18 protein-coding genes are annotated in these 19,853 nt (G+C 65.1%); 7 read left to right on the top strand and 11 right to left on the bottom strand.

Annotated elements, in window-relative coordinates:
* Window positions 1-137 precede the first annotated feature (137 nt).
* On the top strand, window positions 138-470 hold the full coding sequence (locus WC729_RS00155) for a DUF6481 family protein (protein WP_372848305.1): 333 nt from the start codon (window positions 138-140) through the stop codon (window positions 468-470).
* 184 nt (window positions 471-654) lie between these two features.
* Here the strand turns inward: WC729_RS00155 and WC729_RS00150 are convergent, their stop codons facing one another.
* Window positions 655-2,703, bottom strand: a complete 2,049-nt coding sequence (locus WC729_RS00150) for an NAD(+) synthase (protein ID WP_372848303.1) — start codon at window positions 2,701-2,703, stop codon at window positions 655-657.
* 46 nt (window positions 2,704-2,749) lie between these two features.
* Complete coding sequence (locus WC729_RS00145) at window positions 2,750-3,256, bottom strand: homogentisate 1,2-dioxygenase (protein ID WP_372848301.1); 507 nt, start codon at window positions 3,254-3,256, stop codon at window positions 2,750-2,752.
* Window positions 3,257-3,360: 104 nt separating this feature from the next.
* On the opposite strand from WC729_RS00145, the gene WC729_RS00140 reads away from it, so the two are divergent.
* Window positions 3,361-4,764: a M20/M25/M40 family metallo-hydrolase gene (locus WC729_RS00140; protein ID WP_372848299.1), complete on the top strand. Its 1,404-nt coding sequence runs from the start codon at window positions 3,361-3,363 to the stop codon at window positions 4,762-4,764.
* A 36-nt stretch (window positions 4,765-4,800) separates the two neighbouring features.
* On the opposite strand, the gene WC729_RS00135 is transcribed toward WC729_RS00140, so the two are convergent.
* The 7 genes from WC729_RS00135 to WC729_RS00105 form a co-directional block, all read right to left on the bottom strand.
* Window positions 4,801-5,769, bottom strand: coding sequence for a fumarylacetoacetate hydrolase family protein (locus WC729_RS00135; protein ID WP_372848297.1), 969 nt, complete (start codon window positions 5,767-5,769; stop codon window positions 4,801-4,803).
* Entirely contained in the window at window positions 5,766-6,548 is a 783-nt protein-coding gene (locus WC729_RS00130) for a cyclase family protein (protein ID WP_372848295.1), read from the bottom strand. The genes WC729_RS00135 and WC729_RS00130 overlap by 4 nt, the downstream gene beginning before the upstream one ends.
* A 2-nt stretch (window positions 6,549-6,550) precedes the next feature.
* Complete coding sequence (locus WC729_RS00125) at window positions 6,551-7,633, bottom strand: nuclear transport factor 2 family protein (RefSeq protein ID WP_372848293.1); 1,083 nt, start codon at window positions 7,631-7,633, stop codon at window positions 6,551-6,553.
* Complete coding sequence (locus tag WC729_RS00120; protein ID WP_372848291.1) at window positions 7,630-8,499, bottom strand: fumarylacetoacetate hydrolase family protein; 870 nt, start codon at window positions 8,497-8,499, stop codon at window positions 7,630-7,632. Before WC729_RS00120 ends, WC729_RS00125 begins: the two co-directional genes overlap by 4 nt.
* Entirely contained in the window at window positions 8,496-9,029 is a 534-nt protein-coding gene (locus WC729_RS00115; RefSeq protein WP_372848289.1) for a VOC family protein, read from the bottom strand. The genes WC729_RS00120 and WC729_RS00115 overlap by 4 nt, the downstream gene beginning before the upstream one ends.
* Entirely contained in the window at window positions 9,026-10,627 is a 1,602-nt protein-coding gene (locus tag WC729_RS00110) for a bifunctional 3-(3-hydroxy-phenyl)propionate/3-hydroxycinnamic acid hydroxylase (protein WP_372848286.1), read from the bottom strand. The genes WC729_RS00115 and WC729_RS00110 overlap by 4 nt, the downstream gene beginning before the upstream one ends.
* Window positions 10,628-10,749: 122 nt before the next feature.
* Window positions 10,750-11,661: a LysR family transcriptional regulator gene (locus WC729_RS00105; protein WP_372848284.1), complete on the bottom strand. Its 912-nt coding sequence runs from the start codon at window positions 11,659-11,661 to the stop codon at window positions 10,750-10,752.
* Window positions 11,662-11,839: 178 nt separating this feature from the next.
* Between WC729_RS00105 and WC729_RS00100 the strand changes: the two genes are divergently transcribed.
* The 3 genes from WC729_RS00100 to WC729_RS00090 are packed head-to-tail and all read left to right on the top strand — an operon-like array spanning window position 11,840 to window position 16,122.
* Window positions 11,840-14,080 carry a TonB-dependent receptor gene (locus WC729_RS00100; protein ID WP_372848282.1) on the top strand — a complete coding sequence of 747 codons (2,241 nt, stop codon included), beginning with the start codon at window positions 11,840-11,842 and terminating at the stop codon, window positions 14,078-14,080.
* A gap of 28 nt (window positions 14,081-14,108) precedes the next feature.
* Entirely contained in the window at window positions 14,109-15,341 is a 1,233-nt protein-coding gene (locus WC729_RS00095) for an MFS transporter (RefSeq protein ID WP_372848280.1), read from the top strand.
* Window positions 15,334-16,122: an SDR family NAD(P)-dependent oxidoreductase gene (locus WC729_RS00090; RefSeq protein WP_372848278.1), complete on the top strand. Its 789-nt coding sequence runs from the start codon at window positions 15,334-15,336 to the stop codon at window positions 16,120-16,122. The genes WC729_RS00095 and WC729_RS00090 overlap by 8 nt, the downstream gene beginning before the upstream one ends.
* A 20-nt stretch (window positions 16,123-16,142) precedes the next feature.
* Here WC729_RS00090 and WC729_RS00085 read toward each other — a convergent pair whose 3' ends face one another.
* Window positions 16,143-16,808, bottom strand: a complete 666-nt coding sequence (locus WC729_RS00085; protein ID WP_372848276.1) for a TetR family transcriptional regulator — start codon at window positions 16,806-16,808, stop codon at window positions 16,143-16,145.
* 75 nt (window positions 16,809-16,883) lie between these two features.
* Here WC729_RS00085 and WC729_RS00080 point away from each other — a divergent pair, with 75 nt between their 5' ends.
* Window positions 16,884-17,549 carry an O-methyltransferase gene (locus WC729_RS00080; protein WP_372848274.1) on the top strand — a complete coding sequence of 222 codons (666 nt, stop codon included), beginning with the start codon at window positions 16,884-16,886 and terminating at the stop codon, window positions 17,547-17,549.
* 274 nt (window positions 17,550-17,823) lie between these two features.
* Here the strand turns inward: WC729_RS00080 and betI are convergent, their stop codons facing one another.
* A complete protein-coding gene (gene betI / locus WC729_RS00075; protein ID WP_372848272.1) occupies window positions 17,824-18,426 on the bottom strand; it encodes a transcriptional regulator BetI in 603 nt (200 codons plus the stop codon).
* Window positions 18,427-18,589: 163 nt separating this feature from the next.
* On the opposite strand from betI, the gene WC729_RS00070 reads away from it, so the two are divergent.
* Window positions 18,590-19,789: an aromatic ring-hydroxylating dioxygenase subunit alpha gene (locus tag WC729_RS00070; protein ID WP_372848270.1), complete on the top strand. Its 1,200-nt coding sequence runs from the start codon at window positions 18,590-18,592 to the stop codon at window positions 19,787-19,789.
* The last annotated feature ends 64 nt before the right edge of the window (window positions 19,790-19,853 follow it).

Genomic DNA, 19,853 nt, shown 5'->3' with positions numbered 1-19,853 from the left:
ATAACGGTAGCCCTTGTCACGGCGCGATATAATGGCGTGGCACATGCAAATTCCTTGGCTGCCTTGGAATTGTGCGGCCGCTCTTCTTGCTGCCGCGCCCCATTTCCTATCGCGCAAAAAGGCTCTAAGGGGCGCCGATGGCATCGTACAAAGAACCCTCCTTCAAGGACCGCGCCGCGCTTTCCGCGCAGGCCAAGCAAGCAGCTCTCGAAAAACTCAAGGCGAAACCGCCGGTCGACCCGGCCATAGCCGCGGAACGCGCCGCGGCACGTGCGGCCAAGGAAGCTGCCGAAGCGCAGAAGCGCGCCGACAAGAAGGCCGCGATGGAGCAGGCCAAGCTCGACAAGATCGCCAAGGCCGAAGCCGCCAAGGCCGAGGAAGCGCAGAAGTCGGTCCGCGCCGAGCTCACCGAAGCAGAGAAGAAGGCGGCGCGCGACGCGCGCTACGCCGCGCGGAAAAAGCGGAAGTAAGTTTCGACTGGCGGCTCTGCGGAGCGGCTGCTGACGTCAGCTTCGACCTGCCTAATCTGCTTCCCCGGCGAAGGCCGGGCCCAGGTTGGGGGCGATCGTGGTGATCGTTGAACTCCGTTACCGCAGCCTTTCCAACTGGACCCCGGCCTTCGCCGGGAAAGGCCAGGTAGGTCAGGTAAAGCTCTTAGGGCAAATTCTTCGCCAGCTCGTCGAGCCACGGCTTGGCCGTGCCATCCGACGGCGCGCGCCAGTCACCCCGTGGCGAAAGCGCCCCGCCCGCCGAGACTTTCGGCCCGTTGGGAATCGCCGAACGCTTGAACTGGCTCGTCACGAAGAAGCGGACGAGGAATTTCTCCAGCCACCCGCGGATCGTCGCCAGATCATATTCCTGACGCGACGCCGGCGGAAAATCGCGGGGCCAGCGGCCCGCCGCAGCATCGCGCCAGGCGTTGACCGCGAGAAAGGCGATCTTCGACGGCGCCATGCCGTGCCGCACGACATAATGCAGGAAGAAGTCATTGAGCGCGTACGGCCCGATCCGCGCCTCGGTGCTCTGCATCGCGCCGTCGGCGCCCGCCGGCACCAGCTCGGGCGAGATCTCGGTCGACAGGATCGCCTCGAGGATCGCATCGGTCTCGCGGTCATATTGGTCGGTCCGGATGCACCAGCGGATCAGGAACTGGATCAGCGTCTTGGGCACGCCCGCATTGACCGCGTAATGGCTCATCTGGTCGCCGACGCCGTACGTGCACCAGCCCAGCGCCAGCTCCGACAGGTCGCCGGTGCCGACCACGAGCCCGCCCCGCTGATTGGCGAGGCGGAAGAGATAATCCGTGCGCAGGCCCGCCTGGACGTTCTCGAAGGTCACGTCATAGACCGGCTCGCCGCCCGCAAAGGGATGGCCCATATCGGCGAGCATCTGCCGGGCGGCGGGGCGGATATCGATCTCGTCGCCATCGACGCCGAGCGCCCGCATCAATGCCCAGGCATTGCCCTTGGTATGCTCGCTGGTGGCGAAGCCGGGCATGGTGAAGGCGAGGATGCGTTTCCGGGGCAGGCCGAGCCGGTCCATCGCCTTGGCCGCGACGATCAGCGCATGCGTTGAATCGAGCCCGCCCGACACGCCAATCACGAGGCGCTCGGCCTTCGCCGCCTCGAAGCGCTTGAGCAGCGCCTCGACCTGGATGTTGAACGCTTCGTAGCAATCGGCGTCGAGCTTTTCCGGCGTGTTGGGCACGAACGGGAAGCGGCGGATATCGCGCTGCAGCCCGATATCGGCGAAGTCGGGCTTGTGCTCGAAGGCAACGCGGCGGAAGCGCGTTTCCGGGTGCCCCGCGAAAGCCGCTGAATCGTTGAATGTGCCGGTGCGCATCCGCTCCTGGCGGATACGGCCGCAATCCACGTCGGCGACGAGCATGTCGGGCTTTTGCGGGAAGCGCTCCGATTCCGCGAGCAACTCGCCCAGCTCGTGGACCATGCCCTGGCCGTCCCAGGACAGGTCCGTGGTGCTTTCGCCGGGCCCGGCGGCCGAGAAGACATAGGCGCAGACCGCCCGCGCGCTTTGCGAGGCGCTGAGCAGCGCCCGCTCGCGGGCCTTGCCGACGACGATGTTGGAGGCGGAGAGATTGCAGCAGACCAGCGCCCCGGCGAGCGCGCCCATGGTCGAGGGTGGGGTGGGGGACCAGAAATCCTCGCAGATCTCGGCATGGAAGATGAAGTGGGGCAGGTCGCTCGCGGCGAAGATCAGGTCGGGGCCGAACGGCGCGGTCTGGCCCGCCACCTCGATCTCGCCGCTCTGGCCGGCGCCGCTCGCAAACCAGCGCTTCTCGTAATATTCGCGGTAATTGGGCAGGAAGGTCTTGGGGACCACGCCCAGCACCCGGTCCCGCGCGATGACGACGGCTGTATTGTAGAGCCGGCCGTTACGCGGGAGCGCCGCGCCGACCAGCAGCACCGGGCGGAGCTTCGCGCTGGCCGCGACCACCGATGCGAGCGCATCCAACGTCGCGCGCTGGAGCGCATCCTGTAAATGCAGGTCGTCGATCGCATAGGAGCTGATGTTGAGCTCGGGGAAAACGAGCAGGTCGGCGCCGCGTTTGTGGCCCTGCTTCGCCAGCGCGATCGTCTCCTCGGCATTGGCGGCGGGATCGCCCACCGTCGCGCGCGGGGTGCAGGCACCGACGCGGATCAGCTCATGGCTGTGGATCGAGTGGAAAGGATGTGCCTTCGCCATGGGCAAGCGCTTAGCGAGCTTTGGTTACCAATGCCATGTTCGCGGTTCAGGGCAATCTGGCGATGAGCAGGCCGGCGACCGCATCCCGGCCGCCCTCGATCTGCAGCACGTAATTGCCCGGGGTCAGCGCGAAATCGATCAGCTTCCGGACACCGGCGCACCCCAGCTTGTGGGTGTGGGCGGTGGAGCTGAGGAATTTCCCGTCGTGTACCACGTTGATCCACGCGCTGGTGCCAAGCGCTACACGATAGGTGCCACCGGTCCCGATCGTGAAGATGGCCATGCCGCTATGGGTGTCGGGTGCCGGCGCCTTGTTCGGCGTCGTCGCGAAGCTGACGTCCGCTGTCGGCGCGAGGGCCAGGTCGGTGCGGTTGCCGATCTTCACCAGTGCCCTGGCCAGACCGGTCGGCGTCGCCGCCGCGGCGAGCGGCGTGCCCGAGGTCCAGCCGGCAAGTTCGGCCGGCAGGGCAGGGCAGGCCGGTGCCGCGTCCTGGGCGAAGGCGGGGGACGCGGCGAGCGCCACGGTCAGCGCGAACAGGGCGGCAATTTTCACGGGTCACCTCACAATCGATCAATCGCGATCATAGCGCTACGCCACCCGCTTGACGACCCGGGGCGTACCGTTACGCACGTGTTTCAAGCAATTGGAGTCGGGCGATGAAAAAGATGCGGGCGGCAGCGGTATTGGCATTTGGGACTGCCTGCATTCTGGGAACCGGCGCGTCGGCGAAGACCGTGGCGCATCCCCAGGCCGAGGCGCAGGCGCTCGATCTGGCGAAGAAGGCGATCGCGCTGCGTTCCGTCCGCGGGCCGGGCAACGAGACCGGCAAGGTCGCGGCGCTCTACAAGGCGGCGTTGGTCGAGGGCGGGTTCGCTGACGCCGATGTCGAGATCACGCCGGTCGACGACACGGCCTATCTGATCGGGCGCTGGCGCGGATCGGACCCCAAGGCGAAGCCGCTGGTGATTTCCGGCCATATGGATGTGGTCGAAGCCAAGCCCTCCGATTGGCAGCGCGATCCGTTCACCGCCGTCGTCGAGAATGGCTATCTGTTCGGACGCGGCGCCAGCGACATGAAGCTTGACGGCACCATGGCGATCGCCGCGCTGATCGAGCTGAAGCGGTCGGGTTACAAACCGAAGCGCGACATCGTCATCGAATTCTCGGGCGACGAGGAAACGACGATGAAGACCTCCGGGATCATCGCCGACAAGCTCTCCAATGCCGAGATCGTGCTCAACATCGATGGCGGCGGCGGGTTGCTCGACGAGGAGTCGGGCAAGCCCGTGCTGTGGACCTGGCAGGGCGCCGAGAAGACCTATGCCGATTTCGAGCTGACCGTGACCAATCCCGGCGGCCACAGCTCCGCCCCGCGCAAGGCCAATGCGATCAACCAGCTGTCGGCGGCGCTGGTGCGGATCGGCGACTATCAGTTCACGCCCGAGGTCAGCGACCTGACTCGCGCCTATTTCACCGAGGCAGCGAAATATGAGAATGCGGAAACGGCGGCGGCGATGCGCGCCTTTGCCGCGGACCCGACCGACAAGGCGGCGATCGCGACGCTGACCGCCAACCCGGCGACGATCGGCAAGATCGGCACGACCTGCGTCTCGACCATGGTCAATGGCGGCCATGCGATCAACGCGTTGCCACAGCGCGCGACCGCCAACATCAATTGCCGCATCTTCCCGGGCCACAAGCCGGTGGACATCATGGCCGAGCTGAAAAAGGTCGCGGCTGAGCCGGCGGTGACCTTCAAGGACGTGACCGAGGGCTCGATCCCCAACGACGCGTCGCCGATGCGGCCCGATTTCATCGCGGCGGTGAACAAGGCGATGAAGGCGGTCTACCCCGGCGTGCCGGTGTTCCCGAGCATGGCCTCGGGCGCGAGCGACAGCATGTGGTTCCGCTCGCGCGGCGTGGCGAGCTATGGCGCGAGCCCGACCTTCAGCAAGGATTCGGACGATTTCAGCCACGGCCTGAACGAACGCGCCCAGGTGTCGAACATCGCGCCGGGGATCAGCTATTATCTGTCGCTATTCACGGATTTGTCGAAATAGGGGTGACCCGCCTTGCATCTCCGCGGCAGGCAAGAGCTAGGTCCGACATACGATCCGCTGATCGATTTTTCCAATGATTGCCCGGCCTTGAGCGTCGCGTAGTTCGACGCCTATTCGCTCGCCTTCCGCGAGATATGGCGTCAATTCGCGGTTGGCCAGCGTATCCAGCGCCCGACGCTCGGCAATGCAGCCGGACCCGACGTCAGCGGCATTATAGTTCGACACCGTACCCGACCCGATCACCGTCCCGGCACAAAGGTCCCGGGTCGCTGCCGCGTGAGCGATGAGGTCGCCAAAGCCGAAATGCATGGCGCTGCCGTCAGGTTCACCGAAGCGCTGACTATTACGTTCGATCAGAAGCGGCAGTTTCACACGGCCGTCGCTCCACGCATCCCCCAGTTCGTCCGGAGTAGCTGCAAAGGCCGACAGGGTGGTCGGCGGCTTGGCGTGGAGAAAGCCGAAGCCGCCCTGCATTTCTTTCGGTCCGAATGCGCGCAGGCTCCAGTCGTTAAGCATAAGGATCAGCCGGGCATGTCGGAGCGCCTCGCATGGTGTCACGCCAAGCGGAACCGCGTCGGTAATCACGCCGAACTCGGCCTCGAAATCCACATCATCGTCGAAACCGCGAAACGGTACCGGTGCGTGCGGCGCGTAGAAGCGATCGGACAGGCCCTGATACATCAGCGGCGGCTCGGCGCCGCCGCGTGGCTCGAAACCCCAGGCACGCGCAAGAATATGGTTGTGGGCGAGGAACGCCGATGCGTCGAGAAACTGGTAACTGCGTGGCAGCACCGCGGCGAGTGCCATCGGGTCGACCGCCATTGTGTCCGTCGTGCTGGCCTCGACCGCATCGGCCTGATGCCGGAGCACCGGCTCGATCGTTTCCCAGTCGTCCAGCGCTGCTTGAAGGGTCGGCGCGCCCTCGGCCCGCGCGGCGCGGGTGAGGTCGCGCGAGACGATCAGCAATGTGCCGTCGCCGCCGGTGTCCAGTGTGGCGAGTTTCATGCGTCGTCCTCGAAGATCGCAACGGCACGGGTCCAGCCGGCCGACGCAGCGCGGATCTTGACCGGGAAGCAGCTGACCAGGAAGCCGTTCGGCGGCAGGCCTTCGAGATTGTGCAGCTTCTCGATATGGCAATAACCGATCTCGCGACCGGCCTTGTGTCCTTCCCAGATGATCGATGCGTCGCCGGTTTCGGCATAGCGCTTCGCGGTGAAGCTGAACGGCGCGTCCCAGCTCCACGCGTCAGTGCCGGTCACCCGCACACCCCGCGAGGTGAGATAGAGCGTTGCCTCGCGGCCCATGCCGCAGCCGGCGGCGAGATAGTCGTCATGGCCGTAACGCACGCCGGCGCGGGTGTTGACGACAACGATGTCGAACGGGGCGAGATCATGGCCGATCCGCGTCAGTTCGGCTTCGACATCGGCCGCAGTGGCGACATAGCCGTCGTCGAAATGCCGAAAGTCGAGTTTGACGCCGCGCCCGAAGCACCAATCCAGCGGCACCTCATCGATAGTGATCGCGCGCTCGCCGCCATTCATGGTCGAGGCGAAGTGATAGGGTGCGTCGAGATGCGTGCCGTTGTGGGTGATGATCTCGACCTTCTCGTTCGCCCACGCCTCGCCATCGGGCAGGTCCTCGGGCTTGAGTCCGGGGAAAAACCGGGCGAGGTCAGCGACCGAGGCCTTGTGATCGATATAGTCGATCTTCGGCAGCGACACGGGCGGATCGCTCGCCACGCCGGTTTCGAGCGGCACGGAGATGTCGACGAAACGGCGGCCCATCGTCACTTCCCCCGCACGGTATATTCGTAGAGCGGATCGTCCGCGCCGCGCCTGCCGAACAGGAACGGCTTGGCCGGATGCTTCTCCCAGAATTTCTCGGTTTCGGGCTCGACCCGGCTCCAGTCGAAGATCACGTCGCGGTGGACGATGCCCCAGCGGCCATCGCGTTTCTCGAACCTGTCGAGGTAGCGGCCGCCGATCGTCGCGTCGGTGCCATCGGTCATCTGGCACCAGGCGACATGATAGCTTTCGGCGAAAGCGTGGGTGTCGTCCGCGAAGTCGCAAAGGATGTTGGTGACGACATGCATCATGCCCTTGATCGGCGAACCGGGCCTAGGCTTGGTGAAGGATACCACATCGATGAATTCCGACGCGGCGCCGTCGAACATGCCGTGCCGCTCGGTCGCGCCCTCATGATAGCAGGTGTGGGCCAGTTCCGCGTCGGAGCGATCCCCGGCCCGGGCGCGGCGATAGAGGATTTCGGCGATCTCCTGCTTGTCGAGCAGGCGCTGGACGGGGTCGGTCATGATGTCTCCTGTCGGGTCGGGTCGCGCGGGCAGCGCGCCGCGTTGGATGTGGCGATAAAGCGGATCATCGGGGGTGCGCATGCCACGTAGATCGGCCGGCTGGGCGGGGCCCGGAAAGGCGAGCGGGCCGGGGCTGACGCGCGACCAGTCATAGACGATATCGCGATGCTGGATCAGCCAGCGGCCGCCGACCTGACGGAAGGTATCGAGATAGCGCCCGCCGATATGGAAGAAGACCGTGCCGTCGCCGTCCACGAAGGTTTCGTGCGCGACGTGATAGCTTTCGACAAACACATCGCCATCGGCGCCGAACTCGAACAGCGCGTTGGCGATGATATGCTCCTTGGCCAGGCATACCGGGCCGCTCGCCATCGATTTCTCCAATGCGTCGATGAAGCCGTGCATCAGTCCCTGATAGGTCCCGTGATTGTCGGTGCCGTCGACCGGATGGCAGACACGCATCAGCGCCGGGTCGAAACGGTCGGCGCCGCGCGCACGGGCGTAGAGCAGGTCGAGAATCTCCTGCTTGATCGCGTATCGGATGAGATCGCCGCTCACACTGCCTCCGCCACGACGATGCCCTCGATCGCGCCGATTTTCTCGACTTCGCAGCGCACCACGTCACCGATCGCAAGATAACGCGGCGGCTTGGCCGATCCGCCGGTGCCGAACGGCGTGCCGGTCGCGATCACGTCGCCGGGTTCGAGCGTGAACACGGTGGAGAGATAGGCGATCTGCGCCCAGCAATCATGGATCATTTCGCTGGTCGACCCATTCTGGCGCACCTCACCATTGACCGAGCAGGTGATCCGCAAGGCGTGCGGATCGCCGATCTCGTCGGGGGTGACGATCCATGGCCCGAGCGGTCCGTGCCCGTCCCATGCCTTGCCGAGCATGATCGTCGGGCTGCGCTTCTGCCAGTCGCGCACGCTGACATCGTTGCACACGGTATAGCCGGCGACGACCGACGGCGCGTCGGCGACGCTGACCCGGCGACAGCGCGTGCCGATGACGATCGCGAGCTCCGCCTCGTAGTCCAGCTCGGACGATTCGGGTGGCATCGGGATCGGGTCGTACGGTCCGTTGGTCGCGGTCGGCAATTTGGTGAACCATCGCTGGTGAACGGGCGGCACATAGGACGGGTTGGCCGCCAGCACCTCGTCGATATGGCTCTGATAATTGGCGGCGATGGCAAGATATTTCTGCGGGCGGGTCACCGGTGCCAGTAGATGCACCGCGCCCAGTTCGTGGTGCGGTGCGTTCGCCGCGGCGGCGCGGGCGGCGTCGATTCCGGCCGGGCCGAGCGCCAGAAAGGCTTCCATCGTCGCGGGCAATGCTCCGTCGGCAGCGATATCGGCGATGGCGTCGCCCAGTACCACGCCGATCGAGCGCCGGCCGTCGATCTCGAAGCTCGCCAGTTTCATTGCGCCAGCCGCTCGACCAGTTCGGCGCGAAACGCCTCAGCGGTCTTGTAGGTCGGATTGGCCAGCGCTGCGCGCTCTGTATTGGCGTAGATTTCTGCGTCGCTCAGCGCGAAGTCGATCGGGGTGCCGTAAGGCTGGCTGACGTGCCACGGCGTATGGACATAGGTCTCGATCGTATTGTCCTCGGGATCCTTGAAATAGACTGTCCAGCTATTGCCGTGATCGAGCGTCCATACCTTCGGGACGCGCGGATCGGTCGTGGCTTTCTCATAGACCTGACGGAGCTGCGTGAAGTCGTCGAGCAGGAACGAGATCTGCGCAACGGTCGACGGGCTGTCCGGCGCACGACCCCAGGCGAGCAGCAGTTGATGATGTTCATCGGGCGACATGGTCATGAACCGGATCGGGTTCACGTCCGTACGCTCGTCGGTCACGACGAAGCCGAAGAACGAGGTGTAGAAATCGGTCATCACGTCGATGTCGATGACATGGATGCCGACATGATTGAGCGAATAGTTGATGCGGGTCATGACGGGCTGGCCTCCATTGTGGTGGATCCGGGGTGCTGCGGGGCTCCGGGGTGCAATTGCCGGGCGAGCAGGGCGAGCGCGGCATTGAGCGCGGCATCGCCGCTTCCCAAGGCATAGAGATACCTGTCGGGCCGAACGATCGCCCATCGCGCGCCGCGCTCATCGAACCAGGCGGAAAGCCGTCCATCGGCATCGTCGCATGCGCCGGGCGCAAGATGGATCACCTGTCCGCCGAGCGTCGCCCAGACACCGGTTCGTGGTGCCACCGCGTTGCGCGCGATCAGCGAAAAGCGACCGGCAAGCAGCGCATCGATATGCTGGTCGCCTGCGCCGCTCTTCAGCACGAATTCCGGCAGACGCTCGCCGCCGTTCGACGGATCAATGATCCCGTCGCAGATCTGCGGGACGACATCGGTCATCGCAACGCTGCGGGTGCGTTCGCGCTCCACGGCGCGAAAGCGGGCGTCGCGCGCGAGCGCTTCGGCTCGGTCGAGCTTGCAGACTTCGGCGCCGGCCGCGACCGACGCGGCGATGATCGTTCGGACATGGGGTTCGCGCTCGGCCTGATAACTGTCGAGCATCCCGCCGTCGGCCACGCCGGCGCGCACCAGCATCAGCTTCCAGATCAGTTGCGCGGCATCGCGAATCCCGTGGCACATGCCCTGGCCGAAAAAGGGCGGCGTCTGGTGCGCAGCATCCCCGAGGAGAAAGACGCGGCCATCCCGCCAGCGTTCCGCCACGAGCGCGCGAAAACGATAGACCGCGGTGCGGATGATCGCGACATCGCCGGGATCGACCCATTTCGCGAGCTGCGGCTTGAGCCACGCGTCGGTCACCACCTCTTCATCGTGCTCATCGGGCAGCAGCATATATTCCCAGCGGCGATGCATGCCGCGCCCGGGGATCAGCGTCGCCGGCCGGTCGGGGTCGCACACCATCAGCGAAAAGCGCCCATCGCGGACCTCGTCGGGAACGACGTGATCGGATGGCCAGCGCATCGGGCCGGTCACGTCGGTGTCGACGACGAGCCAGCGTTCCTCGAACCCAATATCGTCGAGCGCGATACCCAGCGCCTTGCGCACGCCGCTGCTGGCGCCGTCGCAGGCGAACAGATGATCGGCCTCGGCGCCCCATGACCCATTGCGGTCGGCTATCGTCAGGATGACCCCGCGATCATCCTGCGACACCCCTTCGACCGCAACCCCGGTCACTACCGTGACATGCGGGAAACGCCCCAGCCCGGCGCGCAGGATCGCCTCGAGTTGCGGTTGATAGAACAGGTTGCTCGGAAACCATGCCTTTTCATGCGCGCGCGGGTGGGCACGGAAGGTGCGGATCGGTGCGCGATCCGCACCGAGATAGACTGAGCCGCCAAGAGGCTTGGTCACCGCAGCGATGTCGTCAGCAAGGCCGATCGAGGCAAAGACGCGCATGATCTCGGCGTCGAATACGATCGCGCGCGGCTTGTCATAGGGCACGTCGCTCTTCTCGATGACCAGCGTGCGCAACCCTGCCACACCGGCGAGGTTCGCAGCCACCGCGCCGACGGGGCCAAGCCCGGCGACAATCAGGTCGTATCGCGTCGCGTCACGGCCCATCGCCCTGGTTCACCCCCTCATCAATGGCTTGCCCCTGTGGCCGGCCTTGTCGGGCTCGCTACCGGTCGCTGACTTGAGGGACAAAGACCATTAAGGCCATTTTCGATAACCGTGGATTATCGTTAGGCGTCGCTCAACTGCCCAGGCAGCTTGAGGCACTCCTGCCGGATGATCGCCATCGTCGCGCGCGCGCCGGGTAGCAGGGTGCTGCCCTCCCGGAAGGCGAGGCCGACATGTTCACGGGGAAAAGGGAAGTCGACGTCGAGCGGGACCAGGCCGGTCTCCCGTGCGCTGAACAATGTCGAGGGCACGACCGTGACGAGGTCGGTCGCGCGAACGACGGCATCGAAGAAGATCACGGTGCTGACCTCGACCGCGCCGGTCGGCGGCGGCATGCCCGCATCGAGAAAGGCCCGGTTGATGATGGCGCGGTGCGACGGCGGGTAATCGGGTATGAGCCAGGGATACCGCGCCAGGTCCGACAGGGTGAGCGCCAGGCGCGCGGTGAGGGGATGCCCGGCGCGCACGGCGACGCGGGGACCTGTTCTGACAAGTGGCTCGAAGGTCAGGCCCATTGGCGACGTCTCGTCGGGCAGCAGCAGCAGCGCGAAATCGAGTTCGCCGTCGAACAACGCGGCGGTCAACTCGGCGGAGAAGGCGATGCGCAGTTTGAGTTTCAGACCCGGCAGCGTCTCCATGACCTCGCGTGCGACCTGCGCCATCACTCCGCTCATCGTCGGAATGACGCCGATCACAATCATGCCACGCGTCATGCCGCGCATCGCGTCGATCTCGGCGACCGCGCGACGCACCTCGCTGTCGATCATCTTGGCATAGCGGAACAACGTGTCGCCGAACGGCGTCGGCACCACACCGCGTGGGCGCCGATCGAGCAGTTTCACCCCCAGCTGCGCCTCGAGATTGTTGATCGCCTTGCTCAGCGCGGGCTGCGAGACGTGCACGGCTTCGGCAGCGGCGTGCATCGTCTTGTTTTCGACGCAGGCCACGAAATAGCGCATCAGCCTGAGGTCCATCGCACCTGCTCCCCTTATTTCCGGTACCGTTGCACCGACAGTTAATAATGAGAGCCAGTGCGGCATTTCGCAATCAGCGATAACCTGGCGGAATTGCTTTGCGCCCAAGTTTCAATTTCACCCCTTCCACGCTGCCGCCAAAGGACGCCCAACGAAAAGAACCGGAATGGAGGGGACTATGGCTCGATACGGCTATTGCAAATTCGCTTCGCTTGTCCTGCGCAGCTCCGTCTGCGCCGGCGCATTGGCGCTCGCGGCGGGACAGGCACAGGCTCAGCAGGCGCCGACCGCGCCATCGCCCGCAGCAGACAATGGCGAAGGTGCCGATATCATCGTCACGGCGCAAAAGCGCGCGGAGCGGCTGCAGGACGTGCCGATTGCGATCAGCGTGGTGTCGCCGCAGATTCTGCAGAGCACCAATGCCCGCAACTTCGCCGAATTGCAGGGCGTCGTGCCGGGCGTCTATTTCGCGGGCAATTCCGGCGGCGGACGCACCTATATCACGCTGCGCGGCGCGACTGGCCTGGCGCTCAACACCGGCGACGAGCCGGTCGCGATCTATATGGACGACATCTATCTCGCTCGCGGCGTGACGATCGGCATGTCCGACCTGCTGGACTTGGGCGGGATCGAGATCGTGCGCGGCCCGCAGGGCACGCTGCAAGGGCGCAACGCCACCGCCGGCGCCATCCTGATCCGAAGCGCCGATCCGACGCAGGAGTTTTCCGGTAGGGCGCAGGCCAGCATCGCGTCGCCCGACGAGTTCCGCGCCCAAGCGGCAATCTCGGGGCCGCTCGGCGGCGGTTTCGGCGCGCGCTTGTCCGGAGGCTATGTCACCGAAAAGGGCTGGGCCTATAGCCCCTATACCAGGAGCCATATCGGCGGTTCGGAAAGCTTCCAGACTCGCGGTGTGCTGACCAACGATTCCGGCCCCTTCTCGGCACGCATCGTTGCCGACTATTCCTGGACCAGGAACCAGCCCGCGATCTTCCGCTATGCCGCGACGACCTTTGCAGCGGGCAATGGCGCCCTGGTGCCGGCGGGCACGGCGACGCCCAATACGCCGCTGCCCGCGGCGACGCGCGACGCGATCTTCAACCGCAATATCATCTCGCTCAATCCCGGCACCAACACGGAGGTCAGCACCGGGGGCGTGTCCGCCAAATTCAGCTATGATCTGGGTGGTATCGACCTGATCTCGGTCACCGGCTATCGCAAGGCATGGGTGCGCGGCACTAACGACTCCGACGGGCTCGACGTCGTCAAGATGGGCTACAACCACAATGACGACCACAGCAACCAGTTCAGCCAGGAGGTGCGGCTGCAATCGTCGGGGAGCCAGCGCTTCTCCTGGATCCTCGGCGCCTATTATTTTCAGGAAAACCAGCGATACACCGATGATATCTACAATCTGAAATTCTCGCTGCCGACCAACGGCGTCACCCGCTACACCGGCACACAGCGCACGCGTTCCTATGCCGGCTTCGCCGACGCGACCTTCCGCATCACCGACCAGTTCTCGGTCATCGGCGGCGTTCGCTATACCGAGGATCGCAAGAAGCTCGATTCGAAGATCATTGCGACCAATCTCGACACCAATGTGTCGACGACGACGCCCTATTCGCCCCCCGAGGCGAAATGGACCGATTGGTCCTATCGCGGCAAGCTGGTCTACAAGCCGAACGCCGACCTGATGTTCTTCATCGGTTACGGCAAGGGATTCCGCGCCGGCGGCTACAACCCGTTCGCCGTGCAGGTTCCCTATGCGCCGGAAACCAACAAATCATGGGAGGCCGGCGCCAAGGGCGACTTGTTCGACCGGCGATTGAGCTTCTCGCTTGCGGCGTACCGCAACGACTATGCCAACCTCCAGCTGCGCGCTGGCGTGCCGACCGGCGGCGCGATCATCACCAATGCGGCCGAGGCGTTGATCAAAGGCGTCGAGCTGGAACTGACCGCGCGGCCGACCGATCGTACCCGCCTGACCGGCAATGTGGCCTATACCGATGCCAAGTTCACGAGCTTCCCGACCGCGCGCGATACCCTGGACCGCCCCGTCGACGCATCGGGCAACGTCTTGCCGCGCACCCCGAAATGGCAGTTTTTCGCTGGCGCCGAGCAGGATGTGCCGCTGTCCGACTCGCTTATGCTGACCGGCGAGATGAACTATCGCTGGCGCGGCCGGATCTACTTCTTCTTCACCGACCAGAATGCGCAGCCATGGCAGGACGGCCCGGGCGATGAACTCGGCGCACGGCTTTCGATCCACCCGGTCGGCGACCGCTGGAAATTCTCGATCTATGGTACCAACCTGACCAATTCGCGGATCATCAACACGGCTGCGGTGACGTTCAGCTATCCGCAGGTCGGGCTCAACAAGCCGCGTACGGTCGGTGCTTCGGCAGAGTTCAAGTTTTGACGGGGGCCGATTTGACGGTGGCAGGGGCGTGAGGGGCATCGAGGCATCGGCGGCGGGCGAGTTTCGCGCGCATTGGCGGGCGCTGCTCGGCTGCACCATCGCCGCGTCGATCGGTACGATCGGGCTGCAGGCCTATACCAGCGGCGCGTTCGTACCGGCGCTCGGCCGCGATGTCGGCTACTCGAGGGAACAGCTCTCGCTGGCGACATTCCTGCTCTCCGCGGTTGTCGCGATCTGCGCGCCGATCGCGGGCACCTTGATGGACCGGTACGGCGCGATCAGGATCATCGCATTTGCCGTGATCGGCGAGGCGACTGCCTTTGCCCTTCTCGCCCTCGCGCCTGCCGGTTTCCCGCTCTATGCGGCGCTGATCGTGCTGCTTGCTCTGCTCGGTGTCGGTACCACCCCGCCTGGTTTCGCGCGGATCGTCACGGCGCGCTTCGATGCCGGTCGCGGCCTGGCGCTTGGCTGCATGATCAGCGGTCTCGGCCTGATGGCGATCAGCGGGCCGATCTGGGCAACCTGGGTAATCGAACAGGGCGGTTGGCGCGCGGGTTACGGCGTGATCGCCGTGCTGGTGCTGTTGTTCGGCGGTGGCGGTTTGTTGCTGGTGCGCAGTGATCGCCATGTGCAACCCGTCGCACCGGCCCAGATCGCGCCGAAAACCGCAGGCAGCAGCTCGACGCTGCGGCGCCCGCTTTTCTGGATCATGCTTGCTGGTTTCCTTGCGCCGGCGTTGTTCGGCGGCGGCTATCTGTTGCACCTGATCAGCCTGCTGACAGAGCGTGGCGTCACCGCCGGAGCGGCGGCACGCGTCCAGTCGCTGATCGGCGTTGCCGTGCTGTGCGGCCGGCTCGGTTCGGGCTGGGCGCTCGACCGCTTTCCTGCTCAGCGCGTGGCCGCTGTGGCCTTCACGATCTCGGCCCTTGGCTGCGCGCTGCTGCTGCAATCGAATCTCGCGCTGATGAGCGTCGCGGCACTGGCGATCGGCCTCACGATCGGCGCCGAACTCGATATCCTCGCCTATTTCGTCTCGCGCTATTTCGGCCTTGCCAGCTTCGGCCGGCTATACGGGCTGGCCTATGGTTGCCTGATCACGGCCGCCGGGGCGAGCCCGCTCTTGATCGCCTGGCTGGCGCAACATGGCGGCTATCCGCTGGCGCTTGTCGTCTCGACCATCGGCACCCTCACGGGTGCCGTGATCCTCCTGACGCTGCCCGACCCGCGTCGCGTTGCCGCGCACGAGGCGGCGATTGCCTGACGTTGCGGGCGATTTCGCGGGCAAGGTCGCGCTGGTCACCGGTGCCGCTTCGGGCATCGGCGCGGCCACGGCCCGCCTGCTCGCCGGGCGTGGCGCCTTTGTCTGGTTCGCCGATCTCGATGCGGATGCCGGCGATGCCGCGCGACGCGGGATCGAGGCAAGCCGGTCAATTGCGCTCGACGTGCGCGAACCGCGAAACTGGCGCGATGTCGAAAACTGTGTCGGCGGACTGGATATTCTGGTCAATGCCGCCGGGATCAGCCGCACCGTCAACCCCGCCGGCATCGCCGAGGTCGCGCTGGACGACTGGCGCGGTGTGTTCGCGGTCAATGTGGAGGGCAGTCTGCTTGGCTGCCAGATGGCGATGCGCGCGATGGCCGGGCGCGGTGGCGCGATCGTCAACGTCTCGTCGACTGCAGCTGTGGCGCCGAGCGCGACACTGGGCGCCTATGGCGCCTCCAAAGCGGCCGTGCTGCAGTTGACCCGCAGCGTCGCCGCCGCCTGCGCTGCTCAGGCGCTGTCGATCCGTTGCAACGCCGTTCAGCCGGGCATGGTGGAAACGCCAATGACGGGCGGCATGACAAAGGCGTATCGCCGCGTGTGGGAGGAGCAGATTCCCGCACAGCGTTTCGGCCAGGCTGACGAAGTCGCACAGGCAATCTGTTTTCTGGCGAGCGAGGCTGCCAGCTACGTCAATGGAGAAGCATTGCTGGTCGATGGCGGCCTGATGAATCGCGCCGTTATTGGTGGTGGCTCGCCGGTAGAAATCCCACCGCGCTGAAGTCCAGGGTGCCTGTACGGTTAAGGGATTACCGAGAGGCTCCCGGTAATCAACCGTTCCAGATACGCACACAACATGTCCGCAAGCGCGCCCGCATAGGCCTCGATCTCATCGGGCGTGCGCGGCGTGGCCGAAAAGCTGCTGCCCACTTGGCTTAGCGTCGTCTCGATCAGGTTGCCTGCCAGCGATCGTCCGCGCTCGGTGGCGTCAGGAAGCAACTCATGCAGGAATGACTGGAAGGCCTGTGCGCTCGAAGCATGGACGTCGATCGCCTCGGGAGCGTCGCGATAAAGGGGCGCTGCGTCGTTCAGCGCGCCACGAATTTCCGCTTCTTCGCATTCCGAGCGGATGAACATGTGCACCAGGGTGCGCACCCGTTCGAGTGGCGGCTTTGTGCGGTCCTCCAGAATGGCGCGCATCAGGTCGCTGGTGGCCCGCCACTCGTCGCTTTGGAGCCGGAACAGGATCGCGGCCTTGTTGGGAAAATATTGGTAGAGCGAGCCGACGCTCACCCCGGCGCGCTCGGCGACTCGGGCGGTGGTGAATCGCTGCGCGCCCTCGGCCCTCAAAACCTGAACAGCGGCATCGAGAACCGCCGCGACGAGGTCGTTCGAGCGGGCCTGTTTGGGCTGTTTGAGCAAGGAAACGCGGGCGCTTCGTCGGGTTGTCATCTGCGGCGCGGCCAATGCGAATAGGAAAGCTGACGAACTAGTCGTATTTCTACCGGCGAGCAAACACCTGCTCGAAACCGGAGAAAATCGATGACTATCCTGACCAGCGCGCCTGTGGCGCCGCTGCTCGACCAGCTGTTCGCGGAGGCCGAGGCTGCCTCTCCGCTGGCGAGCCCCGCCTTCGCTTCCCTGTCGCGCGAGGAGCGCCGCGGGCTCATGTCGAGCAAGACCGCTTATCGCGACCTTTACGACCAGTTGAAGGAGTTCGCGCTCCCCGTCTCGCGCGAGACCGGCAAGCTCCTGTATCTGCTGGCGCGGGCGGGCAACGCACGATCCATTGTCGAGTTCGGCACCTCGTTCGGCCTCTCGACCCTGCACCTCGCGGCCGCGTTGCGGGAAAATGGGGGTGGGCGGCTCATCACCTGCGAATTCGAACCGTCAAAACTGGCCAGGGCCAGGGAAAATCTCGCCGCGGGCGGCCTGTCCGACCTGGTCGAGTTCCGCGAAGGCGACGCGCTGACGACGCTGGCGTCCGACCTGCCCGAGACGGTCGACCTGCTCCTGCTCGACGGCGCCAAGTCGCTGTATCTGGACGTACTGACGCTCGTCGAAAGCCGGTTGCGGCCGGGCGCAGTGATCATCGCCGACAACACCGATTATTGCCCCGACTATCTCGAACGCGTCGGCTCGGCCGCGAACGGCTATTGGTCGATGTCGTTCACGGACGATGTCGAACTGTCGATCCGGGTCGCTTGAGGCATCTCGATACGTTCGGAAAGCCTCCACTCATTCGAGGAGATGTCACATGACGACTGACATTTTGTCAGCCGTCATGTGACCGGCATTCACATTAAGTATCTGAAAATACATGAAAATATAGAGATAGGCTTGCCGGGCGAAAAGCCAGAATGTCAGTGACCCTACTGACATTTCCAACAGGCGCGCAGCGCGGGAGGCCTTGATTCAACCGCTGCGCCGCCTGGGCTATCGACGCGATTGCAGCGGCGGGAGGCCATCGCTCGCGTCTTTCTCATGATCGGGTTTCAAGCAGCGCATCGATATGGCGCTCGGCGATGGCGCTGGCTTCGGCCGGCGTGAACGCATCGGGCGCGAGGCAGAGTTCGAGCCACAGGCCATCGACGATCGCACTGATCCCGATCGCCGCGAGACGGCGGTCGTTCTCCGCCATCCCGCAGGCGGCAAGCAGGGTTTCGAGGTCGCGGCGATACGCCGCGTAGAGGTCGCGATGGAGGCGCGCGATGTCCGCATTGCTCTTCACCAGGCTCCAGAAGGCGATCCAGGTCGCGAGCAGGCCCGGATCGGCGATTGGCTTCGCGAAACTGGCAGTGACATGGGCGAGCAGGCGGGCGCGGGGCTCTGGTCCGGCGGCGGCCATGGCGGCCTCGAACGCGGTGGAGACCTGCGCGTCGATATGGGCATAGGTAGCCGCGATCAGCGCGTCGATGCCGTCGAAATAATGGCCGAGCAAGCCGGGCGACACGCCTGCCTCGGCCGAGATGGTGCGGACCGACACGCCCGCCGCGCCATGGCTGGCGAGCACACGCGCAGTCGCCTCGATCAGGCTGAGGCGGCGCGCATCGGGTTCGGCGCGAGTGAAGGCGGGTTTGTGCACGTCCTCTCCTTCGTCATGCCGGACTTGTTCCGGCATCCATCGTTCCGCGAACGCACCGGCCCTTGGGTATGCGGAACGATGGACCCCGGAACAAGTCCGGGGTGACGGCTTGTCTTGCGGCAACTCTTGTTATACGATCGTCCAACAAGCAACGGAGGCCGGCATGGCGCATCGCTACGCGGACACTGGCGAAGGAAGGGGGGCCGAGGGCCACGATCCCGACGCCGACTTCAGCCTGCCGGGCTGGCTCTATACCGATCCCGAATATTTCGACGTCGAGGTGGCGCGGGTGATCCGGCCGTCCTGGCAGATCGTCTGCCATGTCAGCGATATCCCGAAGCCGGGGGACTATCATACGCTCGATTATATCGGCGAAAGCGTGATCGCGGTGCGCGGCGAGGACGGTGCGGTGCGCGCCTTCGCCAATGTCTGCCGCCACCGCGCGATGCGGCTGGTCGAAGGGCCGGCGGGCTGCGCGAAGAAGCTGGTCTGCCCGTACCACGCCTGGGCCTATGAGCTCGACGGGCGGCTGACCGGCGTTCCGATGAAGAGCAACTATCCTGCGCTCGACATGACGAAAAACGGCCTCGCAACCGTGGATGTCGAGATCTGGAACGGCTTCGTGTTCGTCCGGCTCGAGGACAATGGCGGTCCGTCGGTCGCGGAGATGATGACGCCCTATGCGGCGGAGATCGCGCCCTACCGGTTCGAGGAGATGCGCACGCTCAGCCCGGTCAGGCTGCGCGAGCGGGCGGTGAACTGGAAGAATGTCGGGGACAATTATTCCGACAATCTGCACATCCCGGTCGCTCATGCGGGGCTGACGCGGCTGTTCGGCAAGAGCTATGCGATCGAGGCGCAGCCCTGGGTCGACAAGATGTCGGGCTATCTCGCCGACAAGCCCTCGAACGACCGGTGGGAGCGGCTCTACCAGGCCCATCTGCCGCGCGCGGAGCATCTGCCCGAGGCGCAGCAGAAGCTGTGGCTCTATTACAAGCTCTGGCCGAACATGGCCTTCGACATCTATCCCGACCAGGTCGATTTCATGCAGTGGCTGCCGCTGTCGCCGACCGTGTCGGTGCTGCGCGAGATGGCGTTCGCGCTGCCCGACGACCGGCGTGAAATGAAGCTGGTGCGCTACGCCAACTGGCGGATCAACCGCACGGTCAATGCCGAGGACACCTGGCTGATCACGCGCGTGCAGCAGGGCATGGCGTCGCAAAGTTATACGTGCGGGCCGATCGGAGCCAGCGAGGTGTGTCTGCGGAGCTTTGCGAAGAAGATCCGAAGGCTGATCCCCGAGGCGCGGCTGCACAAGGCGCCCGCGCCCGGGTGGAGCCGGCGGCCTCGCCCGGTGGACTGACGATCCCTCCACCGTTCGTGTCGAGCGAAGTCGAGACACGGCCACGGACGCGCCAGACGCGGTT

It is taken from the genome of Sphingomonas sp., from assembly GCF_041661825.1.
Classification (GTDB): Bacteria; Pseudomonadota; Alphaproteobacteria; order Sphingomonadales; family Sphingomonadaceae; genus Sphingomonas.
The sequence above is the reverse complement of the archived record's forward strand: the minus strand, read 5'-3'. Positions and strand labels throughout refer to the sequence as shown.

Bases quoted from the DNA above. Each gene is read 5' to 3' on its own strand.
- WC729_RS00070 (WP_372848270.1), top strand. From the start codon at position 18,590: ATGGCGCATCGCTACGCGGACACTGGCGAAGGAAGGGGGGCCGAGGGC.
- WC729_RS00140 (WP_372848299.1), top strand. From the start codon at position 3,361: ATGAAAAAGATGCGGGCGGCAGCGGTATTGGCATTTGGGACTGCCTGC.
- WC729_RS00155 (WP_372848305.1), top strand. From the start codon at position 138: ATGGCATCGTACAAAGAACCCTCCTTCAAGGACCGCGCCGCGCTTTCC.
- WC729_RS00130 (WP_372848295.1), bottom strand. From the start codon at position 6,548: ATGGGCCGCCGTTTCGTCGACATCTCCGTGCCGCTCGAAACCGGCGTG.
- WC729_RS00100 (WP_372848282.1), top strand. From the start codon at position 11,840: ATGGCTCGATACGGCTATTGCAAATTCGCTTCGCTTGTCCTGCGCAGC.
- WC729_RS00150 (WP_372848303.1), bottom strand. From the start codon at position 2,703: ATGGCGAAGGCACATCCTTTCCACTCGATCCACAGCCATGAGCTGATC.
- WC729_RS00120 (WP_372848291.1), bottom strand. From the start codon at position 8,499: ATGAAACTGGCGAGCTTCGAGATCGACGGCCGGCGCTCGATCGGCGTG.
- WC729_RS00135 (WP_372848297.1), bottom strand. From the start codon at position 5,769: ATGAAACTCGCCACACTGGACACCGGCGGCGACGGCACATTGCTGATC.
- WC729_RS00115 (WP_372848289.1), bottom strand. From the start codon at position 9,029: ATGACCCGCATCAACTATTCGCTCAATCATGTCGGCATCCATGTCATC.
- WC729_RS00105 (WP_372848284.1), bottom strand. From the start codon at position 11,661: ATGGACCTCAGGCTGATGCGCTATTTCGTGGCCTGCGTCGAAAACAAG.
- WC729_RS00110 (WP_372848286.1), bottom strand. From the start codon at position 10,627: ATGGGCCGTGACGCGACGCGATACGACCTGATTGTCGCCGGGCTTGGC.
- WC729_RS00080 (WP_372848274.1), top strand. From the start codon at position 16,884: ATGACTATCCTGACCAGCGCGCCTGTGGCGCCGCTGCTCGACCAGCTG.